This is a genomic window from Paenibacillus sp. FSL R7-0345, from assembly GCF_038595055.1.
GTDB lineage: Bacteria > Bacillota > Bacilli > Paenibacillales > Paenibacillaceae > Paenibacillus_AQ.
The window spans coordinates 5283476-5306780 of the sequence record NZ_CP152002.1 but is presented as its reverse complement, the minus strand read 5'-3'; the positions used below and the strand labels follow the sequence as shown (position 1 = coordinate 5306780).

Sequence of the window (23305 nt, the reverse complement as noted above, 5' to 3'; positions counted from 1 at the left end):
TTTGGACCCTTTTTTAAAGGGTCTGAAGGCTTTTTTGCGTTGGCTCCAGGCTCTGTGGTCCGCCTAACCCTTATTTCTCTGGCCCCGTGTGAGTATTTCTCATAAAAAGCTGCAGCGCCGCATAAGGTGTACAGAAGGCAGGAAGGGGGAGAAGTCTACATATGACCCGTATTGGCCGCAGGCTGCGGGGATGGACAAACGGGGTACTGGATCTTCCGCAGGATGTGCTGCAGGAGCTGCCCCGGATCACCCTGATCGGCAACAAGGAGCTGTATATTGAGAACCACCGCGGTGTGCTGCATTTTTCGTCCGGACAGCTTACGATCGCGTTAGCTAATGGTTCGCTTGAAATCTCCGGGCAGGAGCTAATGATCCGCAATATTCTCGGCCAGGAGCTGGCTGTTGAAGGTATTATCGGGGAAATCAGATACAAGGGAAGCGAGGAGAAACCATGAAAGAGCCGCCTCTGTCATCACTGCGGGGGTTCGTTACACTGCGTGTGACGGGTCCTGCGGTGGAAAACTTTATTAACGCCGTTACCGAAGCCGGCATCGTGATCTGGGAGGTGAAGCCTGCAGGGGACGGCGCTACCCTGAACCTGCTGCTGGACGACTTTTTCAGTCTCCGGCCGTTTTTGAAAAAGACAGGCTGCCGTATGCACGTCACAGCCAGAAGCGGCCTGCCCTTCCGGCTGGCCAGACTGTGGAGGCGCAAGCTTTTTTCGGCCGGTATCCTGTTGTTCGGAGTGATGCTTCTGCTGTTTTGCTCCATGATCTGGACTGTCCGGATCGAAGGCAACGAACGGATCGCCTCGGATGATCTGCTGGCCGCCGCCCGTCAGGAGGGGATTTATCCGTTTCAGTGGATCTGGCGCATGGACGAGCCGGACAAGCTCTCCAAAAGGCTCACCTCCCGCGTGCCGGGGCTGTCCTGGGTCGGGGTGGAGCGGACTGGGACGAGCATCACGATCCAGGTCGTTGAGGCGGACCAGCCGGAGCAGCGGCCGCTGCTGAGCCAGCGCCATCTGGTCAGCAGGGCCGACGCGGTAATTACCGGCATTTACGCCGAGCAGGGCAGGCCGGTGGTCGGCATCAATTCCCGGGTCAAAAAAGGGCAGATTCTCATTTCCGGCGCTCTGGGCGATGAAGAAAACATAGAATACGTAGTAGCCAAGGGCGAGGTAAAGGGTCTCGTCTGGCATGAATACAATATTGAGGTTCCGCTGAAGACGACAGGCAGCTCCTATACCGGTGAGCGTAAAGACCGGACGTACCTTGTGCTGGGGGACTGGGCTGTCCAGCTGTGGGGATACGGCAAAGCGGGCTTCAGCAAATCGCGCACACTCACAGAGAATAATATGCTGTCCTGGCGTTCGCTGCAGCTTCCGCTGGGTGTGATGACAGAGAAGGAGCTGGAGGTCCAGTATTCATCTTCGGTCAAGTCGGCGGAAGAGGCTAGAACGGAAGGGATTGCCCGTGCGAAAAGCGATATTTTAGCCCGTTACGGCACGGACAGCACCATTAAAAGTCAAAAAATTTTGCATGAGAAGAAAGAGAATGGTAAAGTTTATATGAAAGTGCTCTTTGAGGTGGAAGAGAGAATCGCGGAAGAACTTCCAATAGTAAACAACTGAGGAGAATGAGGCTACTTGTCAGAACAGACTGCAAGCATTCGTATATCTTTGCAAAATGCGGGAGAGGCGCAATCCCTGTTCGGCCCGCAGGATGGATTTCTTAAAATCATTGAAAGTGAAATTCCGGCAGTGATTGACTCGCGTGAAGCAGAAATTACAATACGCGGGGCAGAGCGGGAAGTGGACATGCTTGAACAGCTGTTCAATGTGCTGCTGTCCCTCATCCGCAGCGGTTACATTCTCAGTGAGCGCGATGTCCAGTATGCGGTAGAGCTGGCCAAAGAGTTCCGTGCTGATCAGTTGCTGGACCTGTTCAAAGGCGAAATTACGACTACGTTCCGCGGCAAGCCGATCCGCGTTAAAACCATCGGCCAGAAGCATTATGTGACCACGATCAAGAAACGCGACATTGTCTTCGGTATCGGGCCTGCGGGAACGGGTAAAACCTACCTCGCTGTTGTTCTGGCCGTTGCAGCTCTCAAGGAGGGCTCTGTGAAGCGGATCGTGCTTACCCGTCCTGCTGTGGAAGCAGGCGAGAGCCTGGGCTTTCTGCCGGGCGATCTGCAGGAGAAGGTTGACCCGTATCTCCGGCCGCTTTACGACGCCTTGTACGACGTCATGGGGCCTGACCAGGTAGCCAAGGCACTTGAGCGGGGGCTAATTGAAATTGCACCGCTTGCATATATGCGGGGACGTACGCTGGATGATTCCTTTATTATCCTGGATGAGGCCCAGAATACGACTCCGGAGCAGATGAAGATGTTTCTGACCCGGCTTGGCTTCGGCTCCAAAATGGTCATCACCGGTGATGTGACCCAGATCGACCTGCCGCGCGGCAAGAAATCGGGATTAATCGAAGCCAAGGCGATTTTATCCGGCATTGAGGAAATCGGGTTTGTGTATTTTGCTGAACAGGATGTAGTAAGACATTCACTGGTGCAGAAAATTATCGTAGCCTATGACCGCTCTGCCGAAAACCTCGACTAGCAAAGGGGACTGTCCTCATGGCTTCAAAGCAACCATCGAAACTAAGCGGATTCGTATACAGCAATACCGGATGGAAGTATAGCGCGGCGACGCGCTATGCTCTTTTCCTGTTCCTGGGGCTGGTGTTCTACTTCAGCCTCTCGTCCGACCTGCTGCCGAAACGCTATGATATTAAAGTGAATACGACCAGCGCCAAGGAGATCACGGCCCCGAAGCAGATTCTTGATAACAAGGCAAAGCTGAAGGCTCAGGAAGCTGCGGCGGAGGCTGTACAAAACAAGTATGCAATCGTTTCAATCAGGGCAGACAGTCTTGTTACTTTGCTGCTGGACCGGATCGACAGCCTGAATCAGGATGATCTGATCTCGCAAAGCGACAAAATCGGCATATACAAGGACGTTATTCCGCAGCGGGCCAATGATTTTGTACAGAGCTTTATTAATTCCAGCCGCAACGCCGGTACATATTCGGACACGCTCCTGGAGGAGATCCAGTCCGGCATTGCTGAACAGGCTTACACTATTCCGGAAGAGACCTATATCAAAATTCCGCGGCTGACCTCCCAGGATATTATCGAGATGAAGCAGGTTGCCCGGGAAATTGTCATCAAGCTGATGAATGATCAGATTGTTGACGCCCAGACCGCCCGTGCGAAGGTGGCGGAGCAGGTCAGCGTCAGCTCGCTCAGCCAGCGGACAGCCCGTGAGGTGACTCAGGAGCTGGTCCGGCTGGTCATTATGCCTAATAAATTTTTTGATGAGGAAGCTACTAAAGAGGCGAAGGTCGAAGCCCGCGAGAATACGCCGGATGTGTTCATTGAGCAGGGGGATGTGCTCGTAGCCAAAGGAGATATCATTACACCCGAGCTTTATGCGCTTCTGGATGAAAACGGGCTGCTCAGCAATGAGGTCAACTACTGGCCGCAATTCGGCCTGCTGCTGCTGGCAGTTATGCTCTCGGCGGGAATGATGGTGTTCATCCGCTATTCCGGCGGCACAGGAGGCTCAGGATTCAAATACAATAACTCCCAGCTGCTGATGCTGGTGCTTGTCTTTATTATCACCATTATCACGATGAAGCTGGCTGCTTTCCTGCAGACCGATGTCCGTTATTATGTAGGCTTCCTGGCTCCGGTCGCCATCGGGGCGATGCTGATTGCCATGCTGCTGGATATGACCCTGGCCTATTTCTGCTCCATCCTGTTCAGTGTGCTCGCCAGCATTATTTTGAACGTGCAGCAGAACACGGTATTTGATTTTACTTTCGGTTTCTTTGCGCTGGTGGTATCTTACGTTGCAATTTTTGCCACCCACCGCGCGGGTCAGCGTTCCACGCTCCTCAAGGGCGGGATCATGGTCTCCCTATTCGGCACCGTCACTGTGTTTATGCTGAAGCTGCTCGGCGGCGGGGCCTGGAATGATACGCAGACTTTGTATTCGCTTGGCTTTGCTTTTGCCGGCGGCCTGCTGACAGCGGTGCTGGTAATCGGGCTGATGCCGTTCTTCGAGGCTACCTTTGGGATCCTGTCGGCGCTGAAGCTGGTTGAGCTGTCCAACCCGAACCATCCGCTGCTGCGCAAGCTGCTTACGGAAACGCCGGGAACCTATCATCACAGCGTAATGGTCGGCAACCTGTCGGAGGCGGCAGCCGAGGCGATTGGTGCAGACGGCCTGCTCTGCCGGGTAGGCTCCTATTATCACGACATCGGGAAGACGAAGCGGCCGTTTTATTTCATTGAGAATCAGAACAACATGGAAAATCCGCATGATTCGATAGAGCCGGCGCTCAGCAAATCCATTATTGTGGCACATGCCCGGGACGGGGTGGAGATGCAGAAGGAGTACAAGCTGCCCAAGCCGATCCGCGACATTGCCGAGCAGCATCACGGCACGACGTTCCTGCATTATTTTTACCATAAAGCGCTGAAGATAGCGGAGGAAAAAGGTGTTACGCCTGACTTCACCGAAGAGGATTTCCGTTATCCGGGGCCAAAGGCGCAGTCCAAGGAAGCGGCTGTGGTCGGGATCGCCGACAGTGTGGAGGCTGCTGTCCGTTCACTCCGCAAGCCTACTGTTGTGCAGGTGGAGACGATGATCGAGAAAATTATCAAAAGCCGGCTGGATGACCACCAGTTTGACGAATGTGACCTGACGATCAAGGAGCTTGATATTATTGCCCGGACGCTCAAGGAGACGGTCATGGGGATTTTTCACTCGCGGATCGAATATCCTGAAGAAGTGAAGAAACCGAAGAAAGAGGAAGGGGCGGCTACAACATGAGTCTGGCCATCAATTGGAACAACGAGCAGGAAGAATACGAAATAACGGACGCGCTGATTGCGCTCCTGGACAGCATTCTGCAAAAAGCGGGTGCAGCCGAAGGGATTGACAAGGGTGAGGTAGACCTCACTTTTGTTGATAATGACCGCATTCATGAGCTGAACCTTGAATACCGGGGCATTGACCGTCCGACGGATGTGCTGTCCTTTGCCATGAATGAGGCCGGGGAAGACGAGCCGGAGATTATATATGCTTCCCGGGATAATGAAGAGTTTGCCGAGGTTCCGAACACGCTGGGGGATATCATTATCTCTGTTACACGGGCTAAAGAGCAGGCTGAGGAATACGGCCATTCCCTGGAACGGGAGCTCGGGTTCCTGTTCGTTCATGGCTTCCTGCACCTGCTGGGGTACGATCATCAGGATGCTGAATCAGAGGCTGAGATGATGTCCAAGCAGGAGCAGGTATTGGCACAGGTAGGGTTGACCCGCTAATGGTCAAAAATACGGCGGTAGGCCACAAAAAATTCTGGCATTCATTCCGGTTTGCAGCGCAGGGCATCGTCACTGCGTTCAAATCGGAGCTGAATATGAAGGTGCACAGCGTACTTGCTGTGGCGGTACTTGCCGCCGCAGCGTTTTTCAGGCTTCCGCCTTCAGGCTGGATGCTGCTGCTGCTGGCAATAACGCTTGTACTGAGCACAGAACTGCTGAATACAGCGATTGAAGCGACGATTGATCTGGTGTCGCCGGATATTCATCCCCTGGCCAAGACCGCCAAAGATACCGCCGCAGGAGCTGTGCTGCTTACTGCGGTTTTTGCCGTTATTGTGGGAATCTACGTTTTTTATCACCCCATAATGGACTGGATCACCGGATTTATGTCATAATCAGTTTACCAATTCAGCTGCAGCGGGAAGGCGGACCGGCGTTTGTGCCCTCCGCCATCTTGCATTAGCCGATATGCAGCATTCATGCATGTGAGCGTGCCGGAATTTAATGGTGTGTAAACTGGCAGCCGCTCTGATTGCTCACAAACTATGTGAAAGCTTACGCACAAGTTAGGGCGAAGCGAAACGATGAAAAAGATGCTGAACAAACTAAGTGAACGCTTACGAAGACTATTTGGGACGGGTTCACTCAGGTAGTATATGCTGACACAACTTTTAGGAGGGCGACTATGGAATCTGCTCTACTTCTTCAGGAAGCGATTAAGGCCAGAGCCAATGCATATATACCATATTCCCGTTTCGGCGTCGGTGCTGCCCTGCTGGATCAGGACGGCCATGTCCACCACGGCTGCAACATCGAAAATGCCGCCTACGGCCCGACGAACTGCGGCGAGCGGACCGCGCTGTTCCGTGCTGTCGCTGACGGGCATAAACCCGGCACCTTTAAGGCGATCGCCGTTGTTGCTGATACCGACGGTCCTGTATCCCCATGCGGCGTCTGCCGCCAGGTAATGGTCGAGCTGTGCAGCCCCGATATGAAGGTTATCCTCGGCAACCTAAAGGGTGACATTGTCGAGACAACCGTGCGTGATCTGTTGCCCGGCGCGTTTACGACCGCGGATCTGGAGCAGGGACAGGCACCGGAGTAGACTGTGATGTCTGGCCGGTTGATGCCAGGCTGGTTTGCTGTGTTGAGGTTGTAGCCTGAACGGTTGTTGTCTGTAGGGTCTCGTCTGTCCGTGGCACAACTAAGCGAAATATCAGCAGATCAGCCAGCAGCTAGTTGCCGCCAACTGAGAATAGCTGCACTCTGTACACTTAAACGTGGCTATAATTGCCCGCAGCTGAGAATAGCTGCAGTTTCTGCAACTATTTTGGTGTTTTTGTGCCCAAAACGCTCAAATAGCCAAAAATAACTGCACAAAATACAGCTAAACCAGCAAAACAGCCGGTTCAGGCTGAAATAATTGTACAAAATACAACTAAAGCCTCCGTCAGCGTGAACCCAACGTTGATAACCTCTAGCCAACGAAAAAGAGCTTATGATGCCACTATATTAGTTAACTATTATCTCGTATCTCCGCGTCGCTGGGGACTCCCTGTAGGTAGGGATGAGAGATCTGGAAGACTGGTTAGTTAACAATTCCCGAGCACCGTCGTCAAGCGTGTTCCCGGAGGGAACGAAAGCGCTCATGACACCAAATGTCCGCTCATGCACCGACAGTCGCTCATACGCTACATCGAGCGCCACCGTCCAGCGTGTTCCTGTAAGGAACGAAAGCGCTCATAGCACTATATGTACACTCATGCACCGACAGTCACTTACACGCCACTACGAGCGCGACAGTCCAGCGTGTTCCCGGAGGGAACGAAAGCGCTCATAGCACCATATTGCCTGATCGAAGCGCCGCTTACCATTGGTAACGACCATTTCCGGGTGTCCAGAGGGCCGGGGCCCTTGGGGTCCCCCTTGGCTAAGGGGGATTTAGGGGGATCGAAAAGTTTTTGACCTAAGGGTTTGTGATTAAGGTTTTAAGCTCAAACAGCTTTAAAATAAAAACACATTTAAATTAATTTTTCACCATCGAAGGGAAGATCATATGAAATTCAAATCAGGGTTTGTCGCCATTATCGGCAGACCGAATGTAGGCAAATCGACACTCATGAACCAGGTGATCGGCCAGAAAATCGCCATCATGTCGGACAAGCCGCAGACCACAAGAAACAAAATTCACGGGGTGTATACAGCGAATAATTCGCAGATCGTGTTCCTGGACACGCCGGGTATCCATAAGAGACAGTCCAAGCTGGGCGATTACATGAATATGACAGCGCTAAGCACATTGCATGAGGTTGAAGCGGTGCTGTTCCTGGTGGATGCTTCGGAAGGGATGGGCGGCGGCGACCGTTTTATCGCGGAGCAGCTGAAAGAGGTTAAGACACCGGTTATTCTGGTGATGAACAAGATTGACAAAATCGAGCCGGAAGCATTGCTTCCGCTGATTACGGAATACAACAAGCTGCATACGTTTGCTGAGATTGTTCCGATTTCGGCCAAGATGGGCAGCAACGTGAATACCCTGCTGGAACAGATTACTAAATATCTGCCGGAAGGGCCGCAGTATTATCCGGAAGACCAGGTTACGGATCATCCGGAGCAATTCGTCTGTGCCGAGCTGATCCGCGAGAAGATTCTGCACATGACCCGCGAAGAAGTGCCGCATTCCATCGCGGTAGGCATCGAGGATATGCGTGTTGAGCCAAACGGTGTAGTGCATATCAGCGCGATTATTTTTGTTGAGCGCGATTCGCAGAAGGGGATTATTATCGGCAAACAGGGTGCTTTGCTCAAGGAAGTCGGCAGACGGGCCCGCACCGATATCCAGAACCTGCTGGGATCGAAGATTTTCTTGGAGCTTTGGGTAAAAGTGAAAAAAGACTGGCGCAACCAGGACCGCGTTCTGCGCGATCTGGGCTTCCACAAAGACCTGTAAATCCTCACTCCGCCGCTTTCTGGCAGGAATTGCAAGGATAAAGCTCCGCTCAGCGCACATCCTATTTCTGAAGAGACATCGTGTTTCCGAAGAAAGGATGAATACGAATGCGAGACTTTTCGTGGAAGTATTTTGCAATGACTGGAGATGTCGATGCTTATCTGCTGTACAGAAAAGCCGGAGATCCGCTGGAGACGGGCGGACCGCTGCTTGCGGAGGAAGAGCAGGTTCTTGATGAAGAAGCCGAGTGAAAACTGGTTGCTTGCCGGATGGTTGGGGGAAGAGGCATGCTACACAGGGTGGAAGGGATCGTCATCCGCAGTATGGATTACGGGGAAGGGAACGCCATCATTACGCTTTGCACCGAGAACGCGGGCAAAGTAGGCGTTCTCGTCCGCGGCGCGAAGAAGGTCAAGAGCCGTCATGCTGCGCTAATCCAGCTGTTCACAACCGGGGAATTTGTATTTTTCCGCAACAACGGTGGACTGGGGACGCTGAATGCAGGAGAGATTACCCAGTCCCATCACGCGCTGCGGACAGACCTCATCAAAGCGGCGTATGCATCATACGCCTGCGAGCTGCTTGACCGTGTATTGCATGACGAGGAAACCGGCAGCTTCTGGTTCCGCCAGCTGTCGGCATGTCTGAATGCACTTGAGGAAGATAAGGAACCCGGCATCATTATTAATGTGTTTGAAATGAAAATACTGCAGGCCGCAGGGTACGGGCCGGAGCTGGACCAGTGCATTGTCTGCGGGCGGGATAAGCCTGATGAAGAGCTGCGGGTGAGCCCGCGGCTCGGCGGTGTATTATGCCGCAGCTGCAGGCATAATGATCCCCCGGCGATGGAGATTTCTCCCCGTGCCCTGAAGCTGCTGCGCCTGTTCGCTGCCCTTGATCTGACACGCCTTGGCAATGTCGATGTGAAGGAAGCGACCCGCAGTGAGCTCAAGACTGTAATGCGTGCCTTCATGGATGCCCAGCTCGGGCTGAAGCTGAAGTCACAGGGCTTCCTAGACCAGCTGGATAAATACAATATTTGACGAATCCCGAAAATTCCGTTACTATGGGAACAGTTTCTTTTTTAAATTTACAGCCGTAGTGACTCTGGAAGCCCAGAGACGTGCAGGGATCGGGAAAGTAATGGACACAGTTGCCGCTTAAGCGAGCCGGGGAGAGTGGAAGCCTGGCAGCGCATGGTTCATGAACAGGGCACCCGGGAGTGCGGAAACGGCAGAATGAAAAGTGGATTTCGTCTATTCATGACGTAATCAAGTAGGGTGGAACCGCGGGAGTATATGTCAAGCTCTCGTCCCTATGTCTGGATATCAGGCATGGGGGCGGGAGCTTTTTTGCATTGCAGGCGCTTGTAACTTGAGACAGACGCTGCAGCATAAAAGACCGCCGCCTCCATCGCGGCACAGTAAGACGCTTCACGGCAGCAATGCCAATACACTTGTAAAGCGAAGGAGTCGGTAGTATGAATTTTCAGCAGATGATTTTAACGCTGCAGCAGTTCTGGGCAGAACAGAACTGTATCCTCGTCAACCCGTACGATACGGAAAAAGGGGCCGGAACGATGAACCCGATGACGTTTCTGCGTTCACTGGGACCCGAGCCTTGGAAAGTAGCTTATGTGGAGCCTTCCCGCCGCCCCTCAGACGGCCGTTATGGGGAGAACCCTAACCGTCTGTACCAGCATCACCAGTTCCAGGTTATCATCAAGCCGTCGCCGGACAACATTCAGGAGCTGTATTTGGACAGTCTGAAGGCGCTGGGTGTGGACCCGCTGCTGCATGACATCCGCTTTGTTGAAGATAACTGGGAGAATCCGTCGCTGGGCTGTGCAGGCCTCGGATGGGAAGTTTGGCTGGACGGAATGGAGATCACACAGTTCACTTACTTCCAGCAGGTTGGCGGAATTGAGACCAGCCCGGTAGCTGTAGAAATTACTTACGGTATGGAGCGTCTGGCGTCGTACATCCAGGAGAAGGAAAATGTGTTTGACCTGGAATGGGTGGACGGCGTGACTTACGGTGACGTTTTCCATCAGCCTGAGGTTGAGCATTCCACGTATACCTTTGAGGTATCTGATGTGCAGATGCTGTTCACTCTGTTTAACACCTACGAACAGGAAGCGCGCAGAGCTATGGAGAACCATCTGGTATTCCCGGCCTATGATTATGTGCTGAAATGCTCGCATACCTTCAACCTTTTGGATGCGCGCGGAGCAATCAGTGTAACGGAACGGACCGGCTTTATTACAAGAGTGCGTAATCTGGCCCGTACGGTTGCCGCGACCTATATGGAGGAACGCGAGAAGCTGGGCTTCCCGCTGCTGAAGAAAGAAGGTGCTGAGCATGTCTAAAGATATTTTGTTCGAGATCGGACTTGAGGAAATTCCGGCCCGTTTTATCCGGGCGGCGATGGAGCAGCTGCAGGAAAGAACAGCCAAATGGCTGGAAGCTTCACGCATTGAGCACAGCGGAGTAACAGCGTATGCTACCCCGCGCAGACTGGCCGTACTGGTAAAAGAGGCTGCTGAGCGGCAGTCCGATGTAAGTGAAGAAGTAAAGGGTCCTTCCCGCAAAATCGCGCTGGATGCTAACGGGGACTGGAGCAAGGCCGCGCTTGGTTTTGCCCGCAGTCAGGGCGTCTCTCCTGAGCAGTTCACTTTCAAGGAGCTGGCTGGCGTAGAGTATATCTATGTGACCAAAAACAGCGATGGCGTTGAGACCTCTTCCCTGCTTGCTGAGGGCCTGACCGGAATCGTGAATGCGATGACCTTCCCTAAAAATATGCGCTGGGGCGCCTATGACTTTAAATTCGTCCGCCCGATCCGCTGGCTGGTAGCTTTGTTCGGCCAGGAGATTGTTAACCTGGAAATTACCGGAGTCAAAGCAGGCAATGTGAGCCGCGGACATCGTTTCCTGGGTACGGATGCGGTTATTGCACAGCCGGCAGATTATGTTGAAGTGCTGCGCGCACAGCATGTGCTGGTCAATGTGCAGGAACGCGAGGAACTGATTCTGAACCAGATCAACAAGCTGGCTGCAGAAAAAGAATGGACGATCGCGATCAAGGATGACCTGCTTGAAGAGGTACTGTTCCTGGTGGAGACACCAACTGTACTGTTCGGTACATTTGATTCATCCTTCCTGGACATCCCGCAGGATGTGCTGATTACTTCGATGCGTGAGCATCAGCGTTATTTCCCTGTTCTGGACAGTGCAGGCAAGCTGCTGCCGTTCTTCGTAACCGTGCGTAACGGTAATGCAGAATCGCTTGATGTGATTGCCAAAGGGAACGAGAAGGTACTGCGCGCCCGTCTGTCGGATGCCAAGTTCTTCTATGAGGAAGATCAGAAGCTGCAGATCAGCGATGCCCTGGCCAAGCTGGAAAATATCGTTTATCAAGTGGAGCTGGGCAGCGTAGGCGACAAAGTGCGCAGAATCCGGGCGATTGCAGATTCCTTGTCTGCTAAGCTGGGGCTGTCCGGGGCTGCGGCAGCTGAAGTCAGCCGTACTGCCGATATCTGCAAATTCGATCTTGTAACCCAGATGGTAGGCGAATTCCCTGAGCTTCAGGGCACAATGGGTGAGGATTACGCCCGCAAGGCCGGTGAAGCCGAGAATGTGGCAAAAGGGATTTTCGAGCATTACCAGCCGCGTTTTGCCGGAGACAGCGTACCTTCGACTGAAGCAGGTCTGGTTGTCAGCCTTGCCGATAAAATCGACACGATTGTTGGAAGCTTTTCCATCGGTATCATTCCGACCGGTTCACAGGATCCTTACGCGCTGCGCCGTCAGGCGGCAGGCATTGTGCAGATGCTCCTGGAGCATAAGCTGTCCATCAGCTTGCAGGAAATTTTCGCTGCAGCCGTGGAAGTTCATGAAAATTTACGTACAGAGAAACATTTTGCACCGGAACTGCGTAATAACCTGTACGAGTTCTTTGGCCTGCGTGTAAAACGCCTGCTGGCTGACGACAATATCCGATATGATGTTGTAGAAGCAGTGACTGCTGCAGGCTTTGACGATATCGTTGATGTTGTCGGCAGAAGCCGGGCGCTTACCGAAGCTGTAAGTTCTCAGGATGATTTTAAAATTACTGTTGATTCCTTGACCCGTGTGAGCAATCTGGCTGCCAAAGCCGCGGAGGGTGCTGTCATCGAACCTACGCTGCTGAAGGAAGCCGCGGAAGTCAAGCTGTATGAGACATGGCAGAGTATTCATACGCCATATCAGGAAGCACTTGCTGCCCGTGATGCCGCTGAAGCGCTGCGGATTCTGTCCGGCTTGAAGGATGCCGTTACCGGATTCTTCGATTCCGTAATGGTTATGGCCGAGGATGAGCAGATCCGAACGAACCGGCTTGCGCTTTTGGCTGGTGTGGATGCGGACTCCAGAGTCTTTGCTGATTTTGGCAAGCTGGTGTGGTAATTGCCTGCTGAATACAGCAGTAACTTGCTTTATTAAAGCTTTGTTATAGGAAACATTCACCGGTTTTTGGGCAATAGCCCTGAAAAAGTTGTGATTTTGTGTGAACTATGGTATAGATCGATGGTTTGGGGTATAAATATACGGAACGGTGCCAATGCCTAAGTTGACATCCGTTCCGTATTTATGCTTCACCGAAAGAAGGATTTCGGTTTGCGTAAAGCGTATATATATTACACAGGAATCTGGTGATGGCGATGGCGATGGAAAAGTCCCGCGGAATGAAAATTGTCGTCGACGGTGATGCTTGTCCGGTTAAAAAGGAGATTGCGTCTTGCGCGCGTACTTTCGGGGTGCCTGTGCTGATGGTTTCTTCTTATGACCACGTTCTTCAGGCGGATGAGGGTGTCACAGTGGTTCAGGTGGACCGGGGAGCGGACAGTGCTGATCTGTACATTGCCAATCATATAGCTGCCGGGGATATCGTCGTTACCCAGGACTACGGTCTGGCTGCGCTTGCGCTTGGCAAACGCTGCAGAGTGCTGTCGAACCGCGGACAGGAATATGAGGATTCCAAGATGGATTTTATGCTTGAAGGCAGGCATGCCAGAGCTGTGGAGCGCAGGCGCGGACACTATTCCAAAGGGCCAAAAGCGATCACAGCCGAGGAAAAAAATCTTTTTCAACATAAACTGACAAAACTTTTAACAATTTTGCAGGAGAATGTGCAGCAATAGCGAATTATATTTATTTGTATAAGAGATGAAGGTGGCTAAAAGTGGCAAGCGGACACGGTAATATTCCGGAAGAAGTTATCGAGAGCGTGCTGGCACGGCATGATATTGCCGAAACTGTCGGCAAGGTTGTCCATCTGACCAAGCAGGGGAAATATTTATGGGGCCTCTGCCCGTTCCACTCGGAGAAATCCCCTTCCTTCACAGTAACCCCCGACCGGGGAGTATTTCATTGCTTTGGCTGCGGTATGGGCGGAAATGCCATCAAATTCAGGATGGAAATCGAAGGACTATCCTTCCCCGAAGCAGTCAGAATAATGGCTGAAGAAAGTGATATTGCAATTCCTGAGGGCAGGGGCGGAACGCTGTCTCCTCCTGATCCTGAACGGGACCGGCTGATTTCAGCTCATGAATTGTCGGCAAAGTTTTATCATTTTTTGCTGAAAAACACGGAATACGGCACAGCCGCGATGAATTATTTAAGATCCCGGAACTTCAGCGATAAAATGATTGACCAGTTCCAGATCGGTTTTGCTCCGGACCGCTGGGATACACTGCTGCAATTTCTGGAGAAGCGCGGGTTTGATCTCGCCGAAATGGAAAAAGGCGGGCTGCTGTCTGCCAGAGGTGAAGGCAAGGGCTATATTGACCGTTTCCGCGGGCGCATCATTTTTCCGATTGCGAACCGGATGGGCAAGGTGGTTGCTTTTGCCGGAAGAATTCTCGGAGACGGGCAGCCGAAATATCTGAATTCCGCAGAGAGCCGAATCTTTAACAAGAGCCGGATTCTGTACAATCTGCACCAGTCCAAAGCATCCATCCGCAAAACGCGGCAAATCGTCCTTTTTGAAGGATATGGCGATGTCATTTCGGCCTGGGAAGCAGGGGTGCATAACGGTGTGGCTACTATGGGCACGTCACTGACGGAGAGCCATGTGGCCCTGATGAAAAGTCTGGGGGATGAAATTATTCTCTCCTATGACGGCGACAAGGCAGGACAAGCTGCAGCGCTGAAGGCAATCCCGATGCTGGAGGAAAGCGGGCTGCGGGTGAAGGTGGCCGTACTGCCGGGCGGAATGGATCCGGATGAATTTATTTCCCGTCACGGCGGGGATAGCTTCATGGAGCGGATTATCGATTCCGCGGTCTCAGCCATAAAATTTAAGCTTATATATCTGAAAAAAAACCATATACTCCTAGAGGAAGACGGCAAAATTGCCTATGTCAAGGAGGCGCTGCAGATTATTGCCACCCTGCAATCCTCAACTGAGCGGGAAGTATATTTGCGGGAAATATCCTCCGAGCTGGAGCTGTCCTATGACAGCCTGAAGCAGGACTGCAATTTACTCCGGGCATCGATGCAAAAAAACATGCCCGAAGGGGATAATAACGACAATAGGTGGAATAATGGTAGGCATAAAAAAGGGCAGGTGCAGGCACCTACTTTGTTGCCCGCTTATCATGCTGCGGAACGGAGACTGCTGTCTTCAATGATACAAGATCCGGAAGCAGCCGCTTATGTGGGCGAACGCCTCGGAGAAGAGTTCAACATCGATGATCATGCGGCAATTGCCGCTTATCTATATGCCTATTACGCGCAAGGCAAACCGCCCGGCATCAGCCGGTTTCTATCCTCACTTCAGGATGACCGTCTGGAGAAAACCGCTACGGCAATATCCATGATGGACACACCTCCGGACTGGAACACGCAGGTTCTGGACGACTGCATCCGAGAAGTGAAGAAATACCCTATACAGCGCAAGATGGAGCAAAAGCGTGAAGAGATGATTCAAGCGGAGAAATCCGGTGACTTTTTGCGTGCGGCACAAATAGCAAGTGAGATTATAACCCTAGAGAGACAATGAGGAATTGACAGGATGTACCTAGGGAGGAGGGAGTCGAATTATGGCGAACGATCAGCATACTGAACTGGAAGCAGAATTTACTCTGGATCAGGTTAAGGACCAGCTTATTGAACAAGGTAAAAAAAGATCTTCACTGAACTACAAAGATATCATGGAGAAACTGTCGCCGTTTGACCAGGACCCCGAGCAGATGGAGGAGTTCTACGAACAGCTCAGCGATCACGGGATTGAAGTGGTTAATGATAACGAGGATGAAGGCTCTCCGCTGCGGCAGGGGGAGGACAGTGAGAATAACGATAGCGATGATTTCAGCTTTGACGATGATTTGTCGCTTCCGCCGGGAATCAAGATCAATGACCCTGTCCGGATGTATCTGAAGGAAATCGGCCGTGTGCCCCTGCTCTCAGCTGATGATGAAGTTGAGCTGGCTATGCGGATCAAGAACGGTGACGAGGAAGCTAAACGCCGTCTGGCAGAAGCGAACCTGCGTCTCGTTGTAAGTATCGCCAAACGTTATGTCGGACGCGGCATGCTGTTCCTGGATCTGATCCAGGAGGGTAACATGGGGCTGATCAAAGCGGTTGAAAAGTTCGACCATAACAAAGGCTTCAAATTCAGTACCTATGCTACATGGTGGATCCGCCAGGCGATCACCCGTGCGATTGCCGACCAGGCACGTACAATCCGTATTCCGGTGCATATGGTGGAAACGATCAACAAGCTGATCCGGGTATCCCGTCAGCTGCTGCAGGAACTGGGACGCGAGCCGTCGCCGGAGGAAATTGCTGCTGAGATGGAGCTGACCGTTGAGAAGGTCAGAGAAATCATGAAGATCGCCCAGGAGCCGGTATCGCTGGAAACGCCGATCGGGGAAGAGGATGACTCTCATCTGGGTGACTTTATTGAGGATCAGGAGGCACTGGCCCCTGCGGATGCAGCTGCTTATGAGCTGCTGAAGGAACAGCTGGAGGATGTGCTGGACACGCTCACCGAGCGTGAAGAGAACGTGCTGAGACTCCGTTTTGGTCTGGATGACGGACGGACAAGAACACTTGAGGAAGTGGGCAAGGTATTCGGCGTAACCCGCGAGCGGATCCGCCAGATCGAAGCCAAGGCGCTGCGCAAGCTGCGTCATCCGAGCCGCAGTAAACGGCTCAAGGATTTCCTCGAATAGCTGTAATATAACCGGACCTTCTGCTGCACGGCGGCAGGAGGTCCTTTGCGCTTAAAGAACAGCCTAAGCACCAGGGGAAATGAGGGATCAGGCGTTGAATCTGGAAAAACGTGAGACCATTATCAAAGAGATTCAATACTGGAGAAGAAGCAAGCTGCTGCCGGAGCAATACTGTGATTTCCTGAGCAACCTCTATAATGACGAGGATAAAATCAAGGACAGTAATCCGGTGTCGCTGCAAAATCTGCAGCAGGGAAGCATCAAAATATGGTTGTTTGGTTTTGGAATAATTTCCTTGATTTTCATGATTAGTCTTTATTTTAGCGTTTTTCCCTGGCCTTTGCAACTTGCAACGGCACTATGTGTCTTAGTGGTCTGTTACGGTTATTCGGCCATTTTCCGGGACCGTAACCAGACCATCAGCCTGCTGCTGGCAGGAGCCGGAAGTGTGCTGACTATGGGCTTTGGCCTGTGGATGATTGCACTGCATGATCTTGATCCTGATTTCTGGCGGCCTCTGCTGATTGCGGGCTGCGGGCTGCTCTGGAGTGTGCTCGGCTTTACGCTGCGGATCGGGCTGCTGCATTACTGCGGAATCGCCTTCTGGGCACTCCTCTATGCCGGATTTTCCGGGCAGATGCGTCCGGATGCATCCATGCTGGAGCTCGAGCTGCTCTGGCTGCCGCTCTGCGTGCTGATGGTATGGTTAAGCTGGCTGCTCTATCACAAGGTGAGCGGCGTCTCCGGGGTCTATCTGGGAGTCGGGGTTTCACTGTGGTTAATGCCGGAGATCGATGCGCTGTGGCTTAGACAGGGCTTTCCGGACTGGGTTTCACTTTTACTGATAGGGAAGATTGCGGCGGGGCTGGCTCTGCTGTTTATTTTCCGAAAAAAATGGATAACGTGGGTGGCATCATGAACAAAGTAAAATTGTCAGACCGGCTGCAGCTTTTGCTGGAACAGGTGCCGGAAGGAAGCAGACTTGCCGATATCGGCTCTGATCACGCACTGCTTCCGGTAGCTGCTGTAGAGAGCGGCAAAGCCGTCTCTGCAATCGCAGGTGAAGTCAATCCGGGTCCGTACGATGCAGCGCGCAAAGGTGTTGCTGAAGCAGGACTTGGTGCCAAAATAGCTGTACGGCGCGGTGACGGCCTGGAAGTGCTGGAACCGGGCGAAGCCGACTGTATTTCGATTGCGGGCATGGGCGGATCACTGATCGCTGCCATTCTTGAACGCGGTCGGGTACTCGGCAAGCTGGAGGGTGTCAAAACACTTGCGCTGCAGCCGAATGTCGGTGAGGATATTCTGCGCCGCTGGCTGTTGAATAACGGCTGGGTTGTCACAACCGAGCATATTCTTGAAGAAGACGGCAAAATGTATGAAGTGCTGACTGCGCTGCCTGAAGGACAGGCCTTCGGACTGACAAATGAGCAGCTGTACCTTGAGCGTGTGCTGCCGGGTGGCATTGTTTTGAGTCCCGAGCTGCTGATACAGATGGGGCCTTGGCTGCTGGAGAAGCCGAACGCGGTATTCTTTGCGAAGTGGCAGGGTGAAATTACCAAGCTGGAAGGGATTCTGGCTTCGCTGTCCCGTTCCGGGCTGGAATCGGCAGAAGAGAAGCGGAATACAATTCAAGCGCAGATCAAGAAAATTTCGGAGGTGCTGGAATGTTTGCCAAAGGACAGACTGTAATCAGCTACATGGAGCAGCTTGCCCCGAAGCATCTGGCCGAGGAATGGGATAATGTAGGTCTACAGCTTGGCAGCCTGCAGAAGGAAATTACAGGCGTGCTGGTTGCGTTGGATGTGAACGATGAGGTTGTAGACGAGGCAATTGCCAAGGGCTGCAATCTGATCATCGCGCATCATGCGATTATTTTCCGGCCGATTAAAGGCATTCAGACCGATACTCCTATGGGAAAGCTCTACGAAAAGCTGATTAAAAACGATATCGCCGTCTATATCAGCCATACCAACCTTGATGTGGCTGAAGGCGGAATGAATGACTGGATGGCTGAAGCGCTGGGGATCGAAAATGGTGCGCCAATTAAAGACATTCATACGGATCAGCTGTCCAAGCTGGTGGTGTTCGTGCCGAAGGACCATCACCAGAAGGTACTGGATGCGATTCTGAACGCCGGTGCCGGCTGGATCGGCAACTATAGCCACTGCAGTTTTAACATTGAGGGCTACGGCACTTTTGTACCGCGCGAGGGCTCAGATCCCTTTATCGGAGAAACCGGGAAAATGGAGCGTGCCGAGGAAATCCGGATTGAAACCATCGTTCCGCTGTCTGTCCGCAATAAAGTGGTGCAAGCGATGCTGAAGGCACATCCTTATGAGGAGGTCGCGTACGACCTTTACTCCATGGATCTGAAAGGACGCAGCTTCGGTCTGGGCCGGGTTGGGAAGCTAACGGAACTGGTAACGCTCGGAGAATTCATCGAAACGGTAAAAAAGGGTCTGGACGTTGAGCATGTCCGGGTTGTAGGCGACTTGAACCGCAAGATCCGTAAAGCGGCGGTAATGGGCGGCTCAGGGGCCAAGTATTATAACAGCGCTATTTTTAAAGGGGCTGATGTGCTGGTAACGGGAGATATTGACTACCATACTGCGCAGGATGCTGCTCTAGCCGGTATTACGCTGATCGATCCGGGACATAATGCGGAAAAGATTATGAAGGTCAAGGTAGCGGAGTGGATGAGCGGAAAGCTGACCGAGCATAAGTACGATACAACAGTCTATGCTTCAGAAATCGGCACAGAGCCATTTAAATTCCTCTAGAATCCCTTTATTTGCACTTGTGCAGGCTGATGCAAGTCTGTATAATATACAATGTTGTTCGGGAAGTTTGACAGACAATCGCCGGCGGCTTAGCCGCGGGAGGAAAGTCCGGGCTCCACAAGGCAGGGTGCTGGATAACGTCCAGTCGGCGCGAGCCGAAGGATAGTGCCACAGAAATGGACCGCCGATGGCCGCTTTCGGGCGGCACAGGCAAGGATGGAACCGAGGTGTAAGAGACCCCGAGGAACGCTGGTGACTTCGTTCCTGGTAAACCCCATCTGGAGCAAGACCTAATGAGACACAGCGCTTCCTTTACCGGAAGGGCAGCCTTCGCCTGAGGCGTGTCTAGGTTGGTCGCTGGAGCCGTGCAGTAATGTACGGCCTAGATAGATGATTGTCGCTTATGGTGGGAGGGTTGTTCCCGTATGAACCACAACGAGCACAGAACCCGGCTTACGGCAAACTTTCCTAACTGACAACTGTTGTAACTGATAAAGCTCGATTAAGCAGCTTATATACGACGAGATAGCGGCCCTCCATTGGAGGGCCGCTTTTTTTGGTGTTCCGGGGATTGTGGACATTGGACATACCTGGGAGTAAGAGTGTACTGAAATGAATCGCTGTTGGATGAAATAAGCGGAGTGGTGTGGAGAGAAATGGAGTGGAGCTAAAACGGATAGGGGATAGGCGTTTAGAAGGTTAGAACGGAATATTGTGAAAAGGGATTGCGGGGAGTGTATATAGGGCGGTTTAGCGAGAAATAGACGGCGCGTTTTTCCAACTGAAGATCCTGGCGCCATTCTATGAGCTGAAGTGAAGGAACCGAAAGGTAACTAGGTGTAGGAACAAATTTAGCTTATGCTGCACGATGATGGCTCAGATAGGCAGATTGAAGGGCAAAAATGCCCTTGAATTGACCCAACGCGGTCAAATGGGACGAATGAAGGGCAAAAATGCTCTTGATTTGACCCTGCGCGGTCAAATGGGCGGAATGAAGGGCAAAAATGCCCTTGAATTGACCCAGCGCGGTCAAATGGGCGGAATGAAGGGCAAGGGTGCCCTTGATTTGACCCTGCGCGGCATTTATTCCGGCTTGAGCAGCCTCATATGAGCGTCGCAGGGACTGGCGTGCCTCCGGTCAGCCCCTCGTAAACGGAAGCAGCGCCTCTCCGCATGTTATACCAGCGTATCCACTGCCCCGGCCAGCGTCTGCCCGTAGCGCTCCAGCGCCGTCTCCAGCCGCCGCACAGCGGCCGGCAGCAGATGAGGCGGCGTGTGGGTGAAGTTCAGGCGCATGGCATTTTTCAGCGGCTCGGCTGCATAGAAGACCTCGCCCGGTACGAAAGCGACGCCCTGCTCGACCGCGAAAGGCAGCAGCTTGGTTGTATCTATGCCGGATGGCAGCTCCAGCCACAGGAACATCCCGCCGCGCGGCTCACGGAAGCTGGTGCCATTCCAGCGTTCTCCGCTGAGCTCCCCGGCCAGCAGCTTCATCCGGGAATGATATTCCCGCGAGATGAGCCGGATATGGCTGTCGATGTCAAAATGCTGAAGCAACTCATAAAGCGCCCGCTGGTCAATGGCGCTGGAATGCAGATCGGCAGCCTGCTTGGCTTTGGCGATGACGCTGATCAGCTCAGATGGCCCGGTAATCCAGCCGGTACGCAGGGCCGGTGCGACGATTTTAGAGAAGGTTCCGGTGTATACGACACACTGCTCTTCTCCGGAGCTTCTGTCGATGGCAGCCATTGAGGGAGGATAAGCGCCGGGCGTTTCATCAAATGCGATCTCCCCATAGGGATTATCCTCCAGAATCAGCACATTATAGCGCCGGCACAAAGCAACAGCCTGTTCTCTGCGCTCCCTGCTCCAGCTGCCTCCGGAAGGGTTGTTGAAAGTAGGAACAGTGTAGAGCATCTTAGGACGGTGCAGCTTGAGCTGCTCCTCCAGATGCTCCGGCAGCATACCGAATGCATCACCCTCTACAGTGATGATATCAGCCCTGTAAGAGTTCAGCACCTGCAGAGCCGCAAGATAAGTCGGCGCTTCAACCAGCACCTTATCCCCCGGATTGAGCAGCACCTTGCAGAACAGATCGATCGCCTGCTGGGAGCCTGTGGTGAGCAGCATATCGCTTGCCTGAACAGGAATCCCCTGACGCGCTAGCCGTGCGGCTACTGCTTCACGCAGCGGTGTATAGCCTTCGGTAAGCCCGTACTGTAGTGCCGAGGCACTGCCGGAGAGAGCGCGGTTATAAGCATCCTGCACGGCTGCGAGCGGAAAAAGCTCTTCCCCGGGCAGCCCGCCGGCCAGCGAAATAATGTCCTTGCCCTGTGTAACCTTGAGTATATCGCGAACGGCTGATGAACCCAGATGGTTCGTCATCTCAGCATATTGGATCTTCATAAAAAATCTCCCCGCAGTTGAATTTTGTTGTATCATAACGGCATAGCGGTATAACAGTAAAGCGCTGAATATAACAGTTGGGAGGGAAGGCAGATGCACATTGATTTAATCCGCAGCAGCAGCAAGTCCCTGCCGCAGCAGATCAGCGATACGCTGGCTCAGCGTATCACCTCCGGCCTGCTGCAGCCGGGCACCCGGCTGCCTTCTGTACGCGGTCTGGCCTCCTCGCTGAAGGTCAGCCAGGTCACGGTAAGCAAAGCCTATGCGGAGCTGGAGAGCCATGGTCATATCCTCTGCAGCCAGGGAAAAGGCTGCTTCGTTGCTGCGAGGCCGCATAATGAGCAGGATTCCGGATCCGCCTGGCAGGACGGGTATGACGACTTTCTGCCGCGGGCCCAGCTCTGGCGCAATTTTGACTATTCAGCTGTGCAGTATCCCTTTCATCTTGCAGCCATTCATAGCGAGCTTCTGCCGCTGCAGTTTATCGGGGCTGCGATGTCCGCGCTGGTAACCGGCCAGCCTGAGCTGATGGCCACCTACGGGAATTTCCAGGGTGATGCCGAGCTCCGTGAAGTGATGTGCCGGCATCTGCACAGCCGCGGAGTGGAGGTCCAGGCTTCGGATGTGATGATTACGAGCGGTACGCAGCAGGGGATTGATCTGGTTGCCCGGACGTTTGTCGGTCCCGGGGATACGGTATATCTGGAGGGGCCCAGTTATACCGGGGCGATTGATGTTTTTGCAGGACGCGGAGCGGAGATGATCTTTGTCCCCATGGACAGTGAGGGAATGCGGATCGACGTGCTTACCAGGCTCTGTGACAAGCGGCCGCCTAAGGTCATCTATACCAACCCTACCTTTCAGAATCCGAGCGGTGTAACGATGAGTATAGCAAGAAGACAGCGGCTGCTGGAACTGGCCAGAAGCTACCGCTGCCTGATTGTCGAGGATGATCCGTTCAGTGATCTTTATTTTCACAAGCCGCCCCCGCCGCCGATCAAGTCGATGGACGAGGAGGGCCATGTGGTTTATATGAAAAGCTTCAGCAAAGTCATTGCGCCGGGCTGCCGGATCGCCTGCGTAGCTGCCGGAGGCAACATCCTGTCCAGACTGATCGCCGCCAAATCGGCGAGCGATCTCGGCAGCCCACTGCTGAATCAGCGGGCAGTCCTGCCGTTCATCAGCCGCAGGTATGATGCTTATGCAAAACAGCTGCGTACCTTGCTGCGGGGAAGGATGGAGGCAGCTGTAAAGCTGCTGAAACGCTACGCCCCGCCGGGAGTTATCTGGAACGTGCCGGAAGGCGGGCTGAACCTGTGGCTGCAGCTGCCGGATGCAGAAGGAATCGGGAAGCTGCATGCAAGGGCAGAGCAGGCAGGGATTTCCTTCCTTCCGGGCGACGTCTGCTACTCCGGTGAGATTCCCTCCAGGAACATCCGGCTCTGCTATTCCCAAATGAAGGAGGCCGATATGAAAGAGGGGCTCAGGCTGTTCCTGGAGCTGCTGACAGAGCATTTGAAAGCCGGCCGTCAGGCGTAAGCCAAGGCAGTCAGCTGCTCTA

21 protein-coding genes and 1 other RNA gene are annotated in these 23305 nt (G+C 53.1%); 21 read left to right on the top strand and 1 reads right to left on the bottom strand.

Annotated elements, in window-relative coordinates:
* The first annotated feature begins 161 nt into the window (after positions 1–161).
* From yqfC to NST84_RS22905, 20 genes are all read left to right on the top strand, one after another.
* Entirely contained in the window at positions 162–455 is a 294-nt protein-coding gene (gene yqfC, locus NST84_RS23000) for a sporulation protein YqfC (RefSeq protein WP_277471149.1), read from the top strand.
* A complete protein-coding gene (gene yqfD / locus NST84_RS22995; protein WP_342562447.1) occupies positions 452–1633 on the top strand; it encodes a sporulation protein YqfD in 1182 nt (393 codons plus the stop codon). Before yqfC ends, yqfD begins: the two co-directional genes overlap by 4 nt.
* A gap of 15 nt (positions 1634–1648) precedes the next feature.
* The gene (locus tag NST84_RS22990; protein WP_342562446.1) at positions 1649–2620 is read left to right on the top strand and encodes a PhoH family protein; all 972 of its coding nucleotides are present in this window, start codon (positions 1649–1651) and stop codon (positions 2618–2620) included.
* Between the two features lie 17 nt (positions 2621–2637).
* A complete protein-coding gene (locus tag NST84_RS22985; protein WP_342562445.1) occupies positions 2638–4899 on the top strand; it encodes an HDIG domain-containing metalloprotein in 2262 nt (753 codons plus the stop codon).
* Positions 4896–5393, top strand: a complete 498-nt coding sequence (ybeY, locus tag NST84_RS22980; RefSeq protein ID WP_342562444.1) for an rRNA maturation RNase YbeY — start codon at positions 4896–4898, stop codon at positions 5391–5393. The genes NST84_RS22985 and ybeY overlap by 4 nt, the downstream gene beginning before the upstream one ends.
* Positions 5393–5788, top strand: a complete 396-nt coding sequence (locus NST84_RS22975; protein WP_342562443.1) for a diacylglycerol kinase family protein — start codon at positions 5393–5395, stop codon at positions 5786–5788. The genes ybeY and NST84_RS22975 overlap by 1 nt, the downstream gene beginning before the upstream one ends.
* 290 nt (positions 5789–6078) lie before the next feature.
* Positions 6079–6498: a cytidine deaminase gene (locus NST84_RS22970; RefSeq protein ID WP_342562442.1), complete on the top strand. Its 420-nt coding sequence runs from the start codon at positions 6079–6081 to the stop codon at positions 6496–6498.
* Positions 6499–7449: 951 nt separating this feature from the next.
* The gene (era, locus tag NST84_RS22965) at positions 7450–8343 is read left to right on the top strand and encodes a GTPase Era (RefSeq protein WP_342562441.1); all 894 of its coding nucleotides are present in this window, start codon (positions 7450–7452) and stop codon (positions 8341–8343) included.
* Positions 8344–8450: 107 nt separating this feature from the next.
* Positions 8451–8594, top strand: coding sequence for a YqzL family protein (locus tag NST84_RS22960; RefSeq protein WP_342562440.1), 144 nt, complete (start codon positions 8451–8453; stop codon positions 8592–8594).
* A gap of 36 nt (positions 8595–8630) precedes the next feature.
* The gene (recO, locus tag NST84_RS22955; protein WP_342562439.1) at positions 8631–9386 is read left to right on the top strand and encodes a DNA repair protein RecO; all 756 of its coding nucleotides are present in this window, start codon (positions 8631–8633) and stop codon (positions 9384–9386) included.
* Positions 9387–9823: 437 nt separating this feature from the next.
* Positions 9824–10711, top strand: coding sequence for a glycine--tRNA ligase subunit alpha (gene glyQ, locus NST84_RS22950; protein ID WP_039876047.1), 888 nt, complete (start codon positions 9824–9826; stop codon positions 10709–10711).
* Positions 10704–12785, top strand: coding sequence for a glycine--tRNA ligase subunit beta (gene glyS, locus NST84_RS22945; RefSeq protein ID WP_342562438.1), 2082 nt, complete (start codon positions 10704–10706; stop codon positions 12783–12785). Before glyQ ends, glyS begins: the two co-directional genes overlap by 8 nt.
* 254 nt (positions 12786–13039) lie before the next feature.
* The gene (locus tag NST84_RS22940) at positions 13040–13519 is read left to right on the top strand and encodes a YaiI/YqxD family protein (RefSeq protein ID WP_342562437.1); all 480 of its coding nucleotides are present in this window, start codon (positions 13040–13042) and stop codon (positions 13517–13519) included.
* Positions 13520–13560: 41 nt separating this feature from the next.
* On the top strand, positions 13561–15381 hold the full coding sequence (gene dnaG / locus NST84_RS22935; RefSeq protein WP_342562436.1) for a DNA primase: 1821 nt from the start codon (positions 13561–13563) through the stop codon (positions 15379–15381).
* A gap of 40 nt (positions 15382–15421) precedes the next feature.
* Positions 15422–16555: an RNA polymerase sigma factor RpoD gene (gene rpoD / locus NST84_RS22930; protein ID WP_042179394.1), complete on the top strand. Its 1134-nt coding sequence runs from the start codon at positions 15422–15424 to the stop codon at positions 16553–16555.
* Between the two features lie 94 nt (positions 16556–16649).
* Positions 16650–17474, top strand: a complete 825-nt coding sequence (locus NST84_RS22925; RefSeq protein WP_342562435.1) for a hypothetical protein — start codon at positions 16650–16652, stop codon at positions 17472–17474.
* Entirely contained in the window at positions 17450–18247 is a 798-nt protein-coding gene (locus tag NST84_RS22920) for a class I SAM-dependent methyltransferase (protein ID WP_342562434.1), read from the top strand. Before NST84_RS22925 ends, NST84_RS22920 begins: the two co-directional genes overlap by 25 nt.
* Positions 18223–19338 carry a Nif3-like dinuclear metal center hexameric protein gene (locus tag NST84_RS22915; RefSeq protein WP_342562433.1) on the top strand — a complete coding sequence of 372 codons (1116 nt, stop codon included), beginning with the start codon at positions 18223–18225 and terminating at the stop codon, positions 19336–19338. Before NST84_RS22920 ends, NST84_RS22915 begins: the two co-directional genes overlap by 25 nt.
* A 62-nt stretch (positions 19339–19400) precedes the next feature.
* Positions 19401–19809, top strand: an RNA gene (gene rnpB, locus NST84_RS22910) — RNase P RNA component class A.
* Positions 19810–20206: 397 nt separating this feature from the next.
* Positions 20207–20449: a hypothetical protein gene (locus NST84_RS22905; protein WP_342562432.1), complete on the top strand. Its 243-nt coding sequence runs from the start codon at positions 20207–20209 to the stop codon at positions 20447–20449.
* A gap of 65 nt (positions 20450–20514) precedes the next feature.
* On the opposite strand, the gene NST84_RS22900 is transcribed toward NST84_RS22905, so the two are convergent.
* Positions 20515–21744: a PLP-dependent aminotransferase family protein gene (locus NST84_RS22900; RefSeq protein ID WP_342562431.1), complete on the bottom strand. Its 1230-nt coding sequence runs from the start codon at positions 21742–21744 to the stop codon at positions 20515–20517.
* Positions 21745–21837: 93 nt separating this feature from the next.
* Between NST84_RS22900 and NST84_RS22895 the strand changes: the two genes are divergently transcribed.
* Positions 21838–23283, top strand: coding sequence for a PLP-dependent aminotransferase family protein (locus tag NST84_RS22895; RefSeq protein WP_342562430.1), 1446 nt, complete (start codon positions 21838–21840; stop codon positions 23281–23283).
* The last annotated feature ends 22 nt before the right edge of the window (positions 23284–23305 follow it).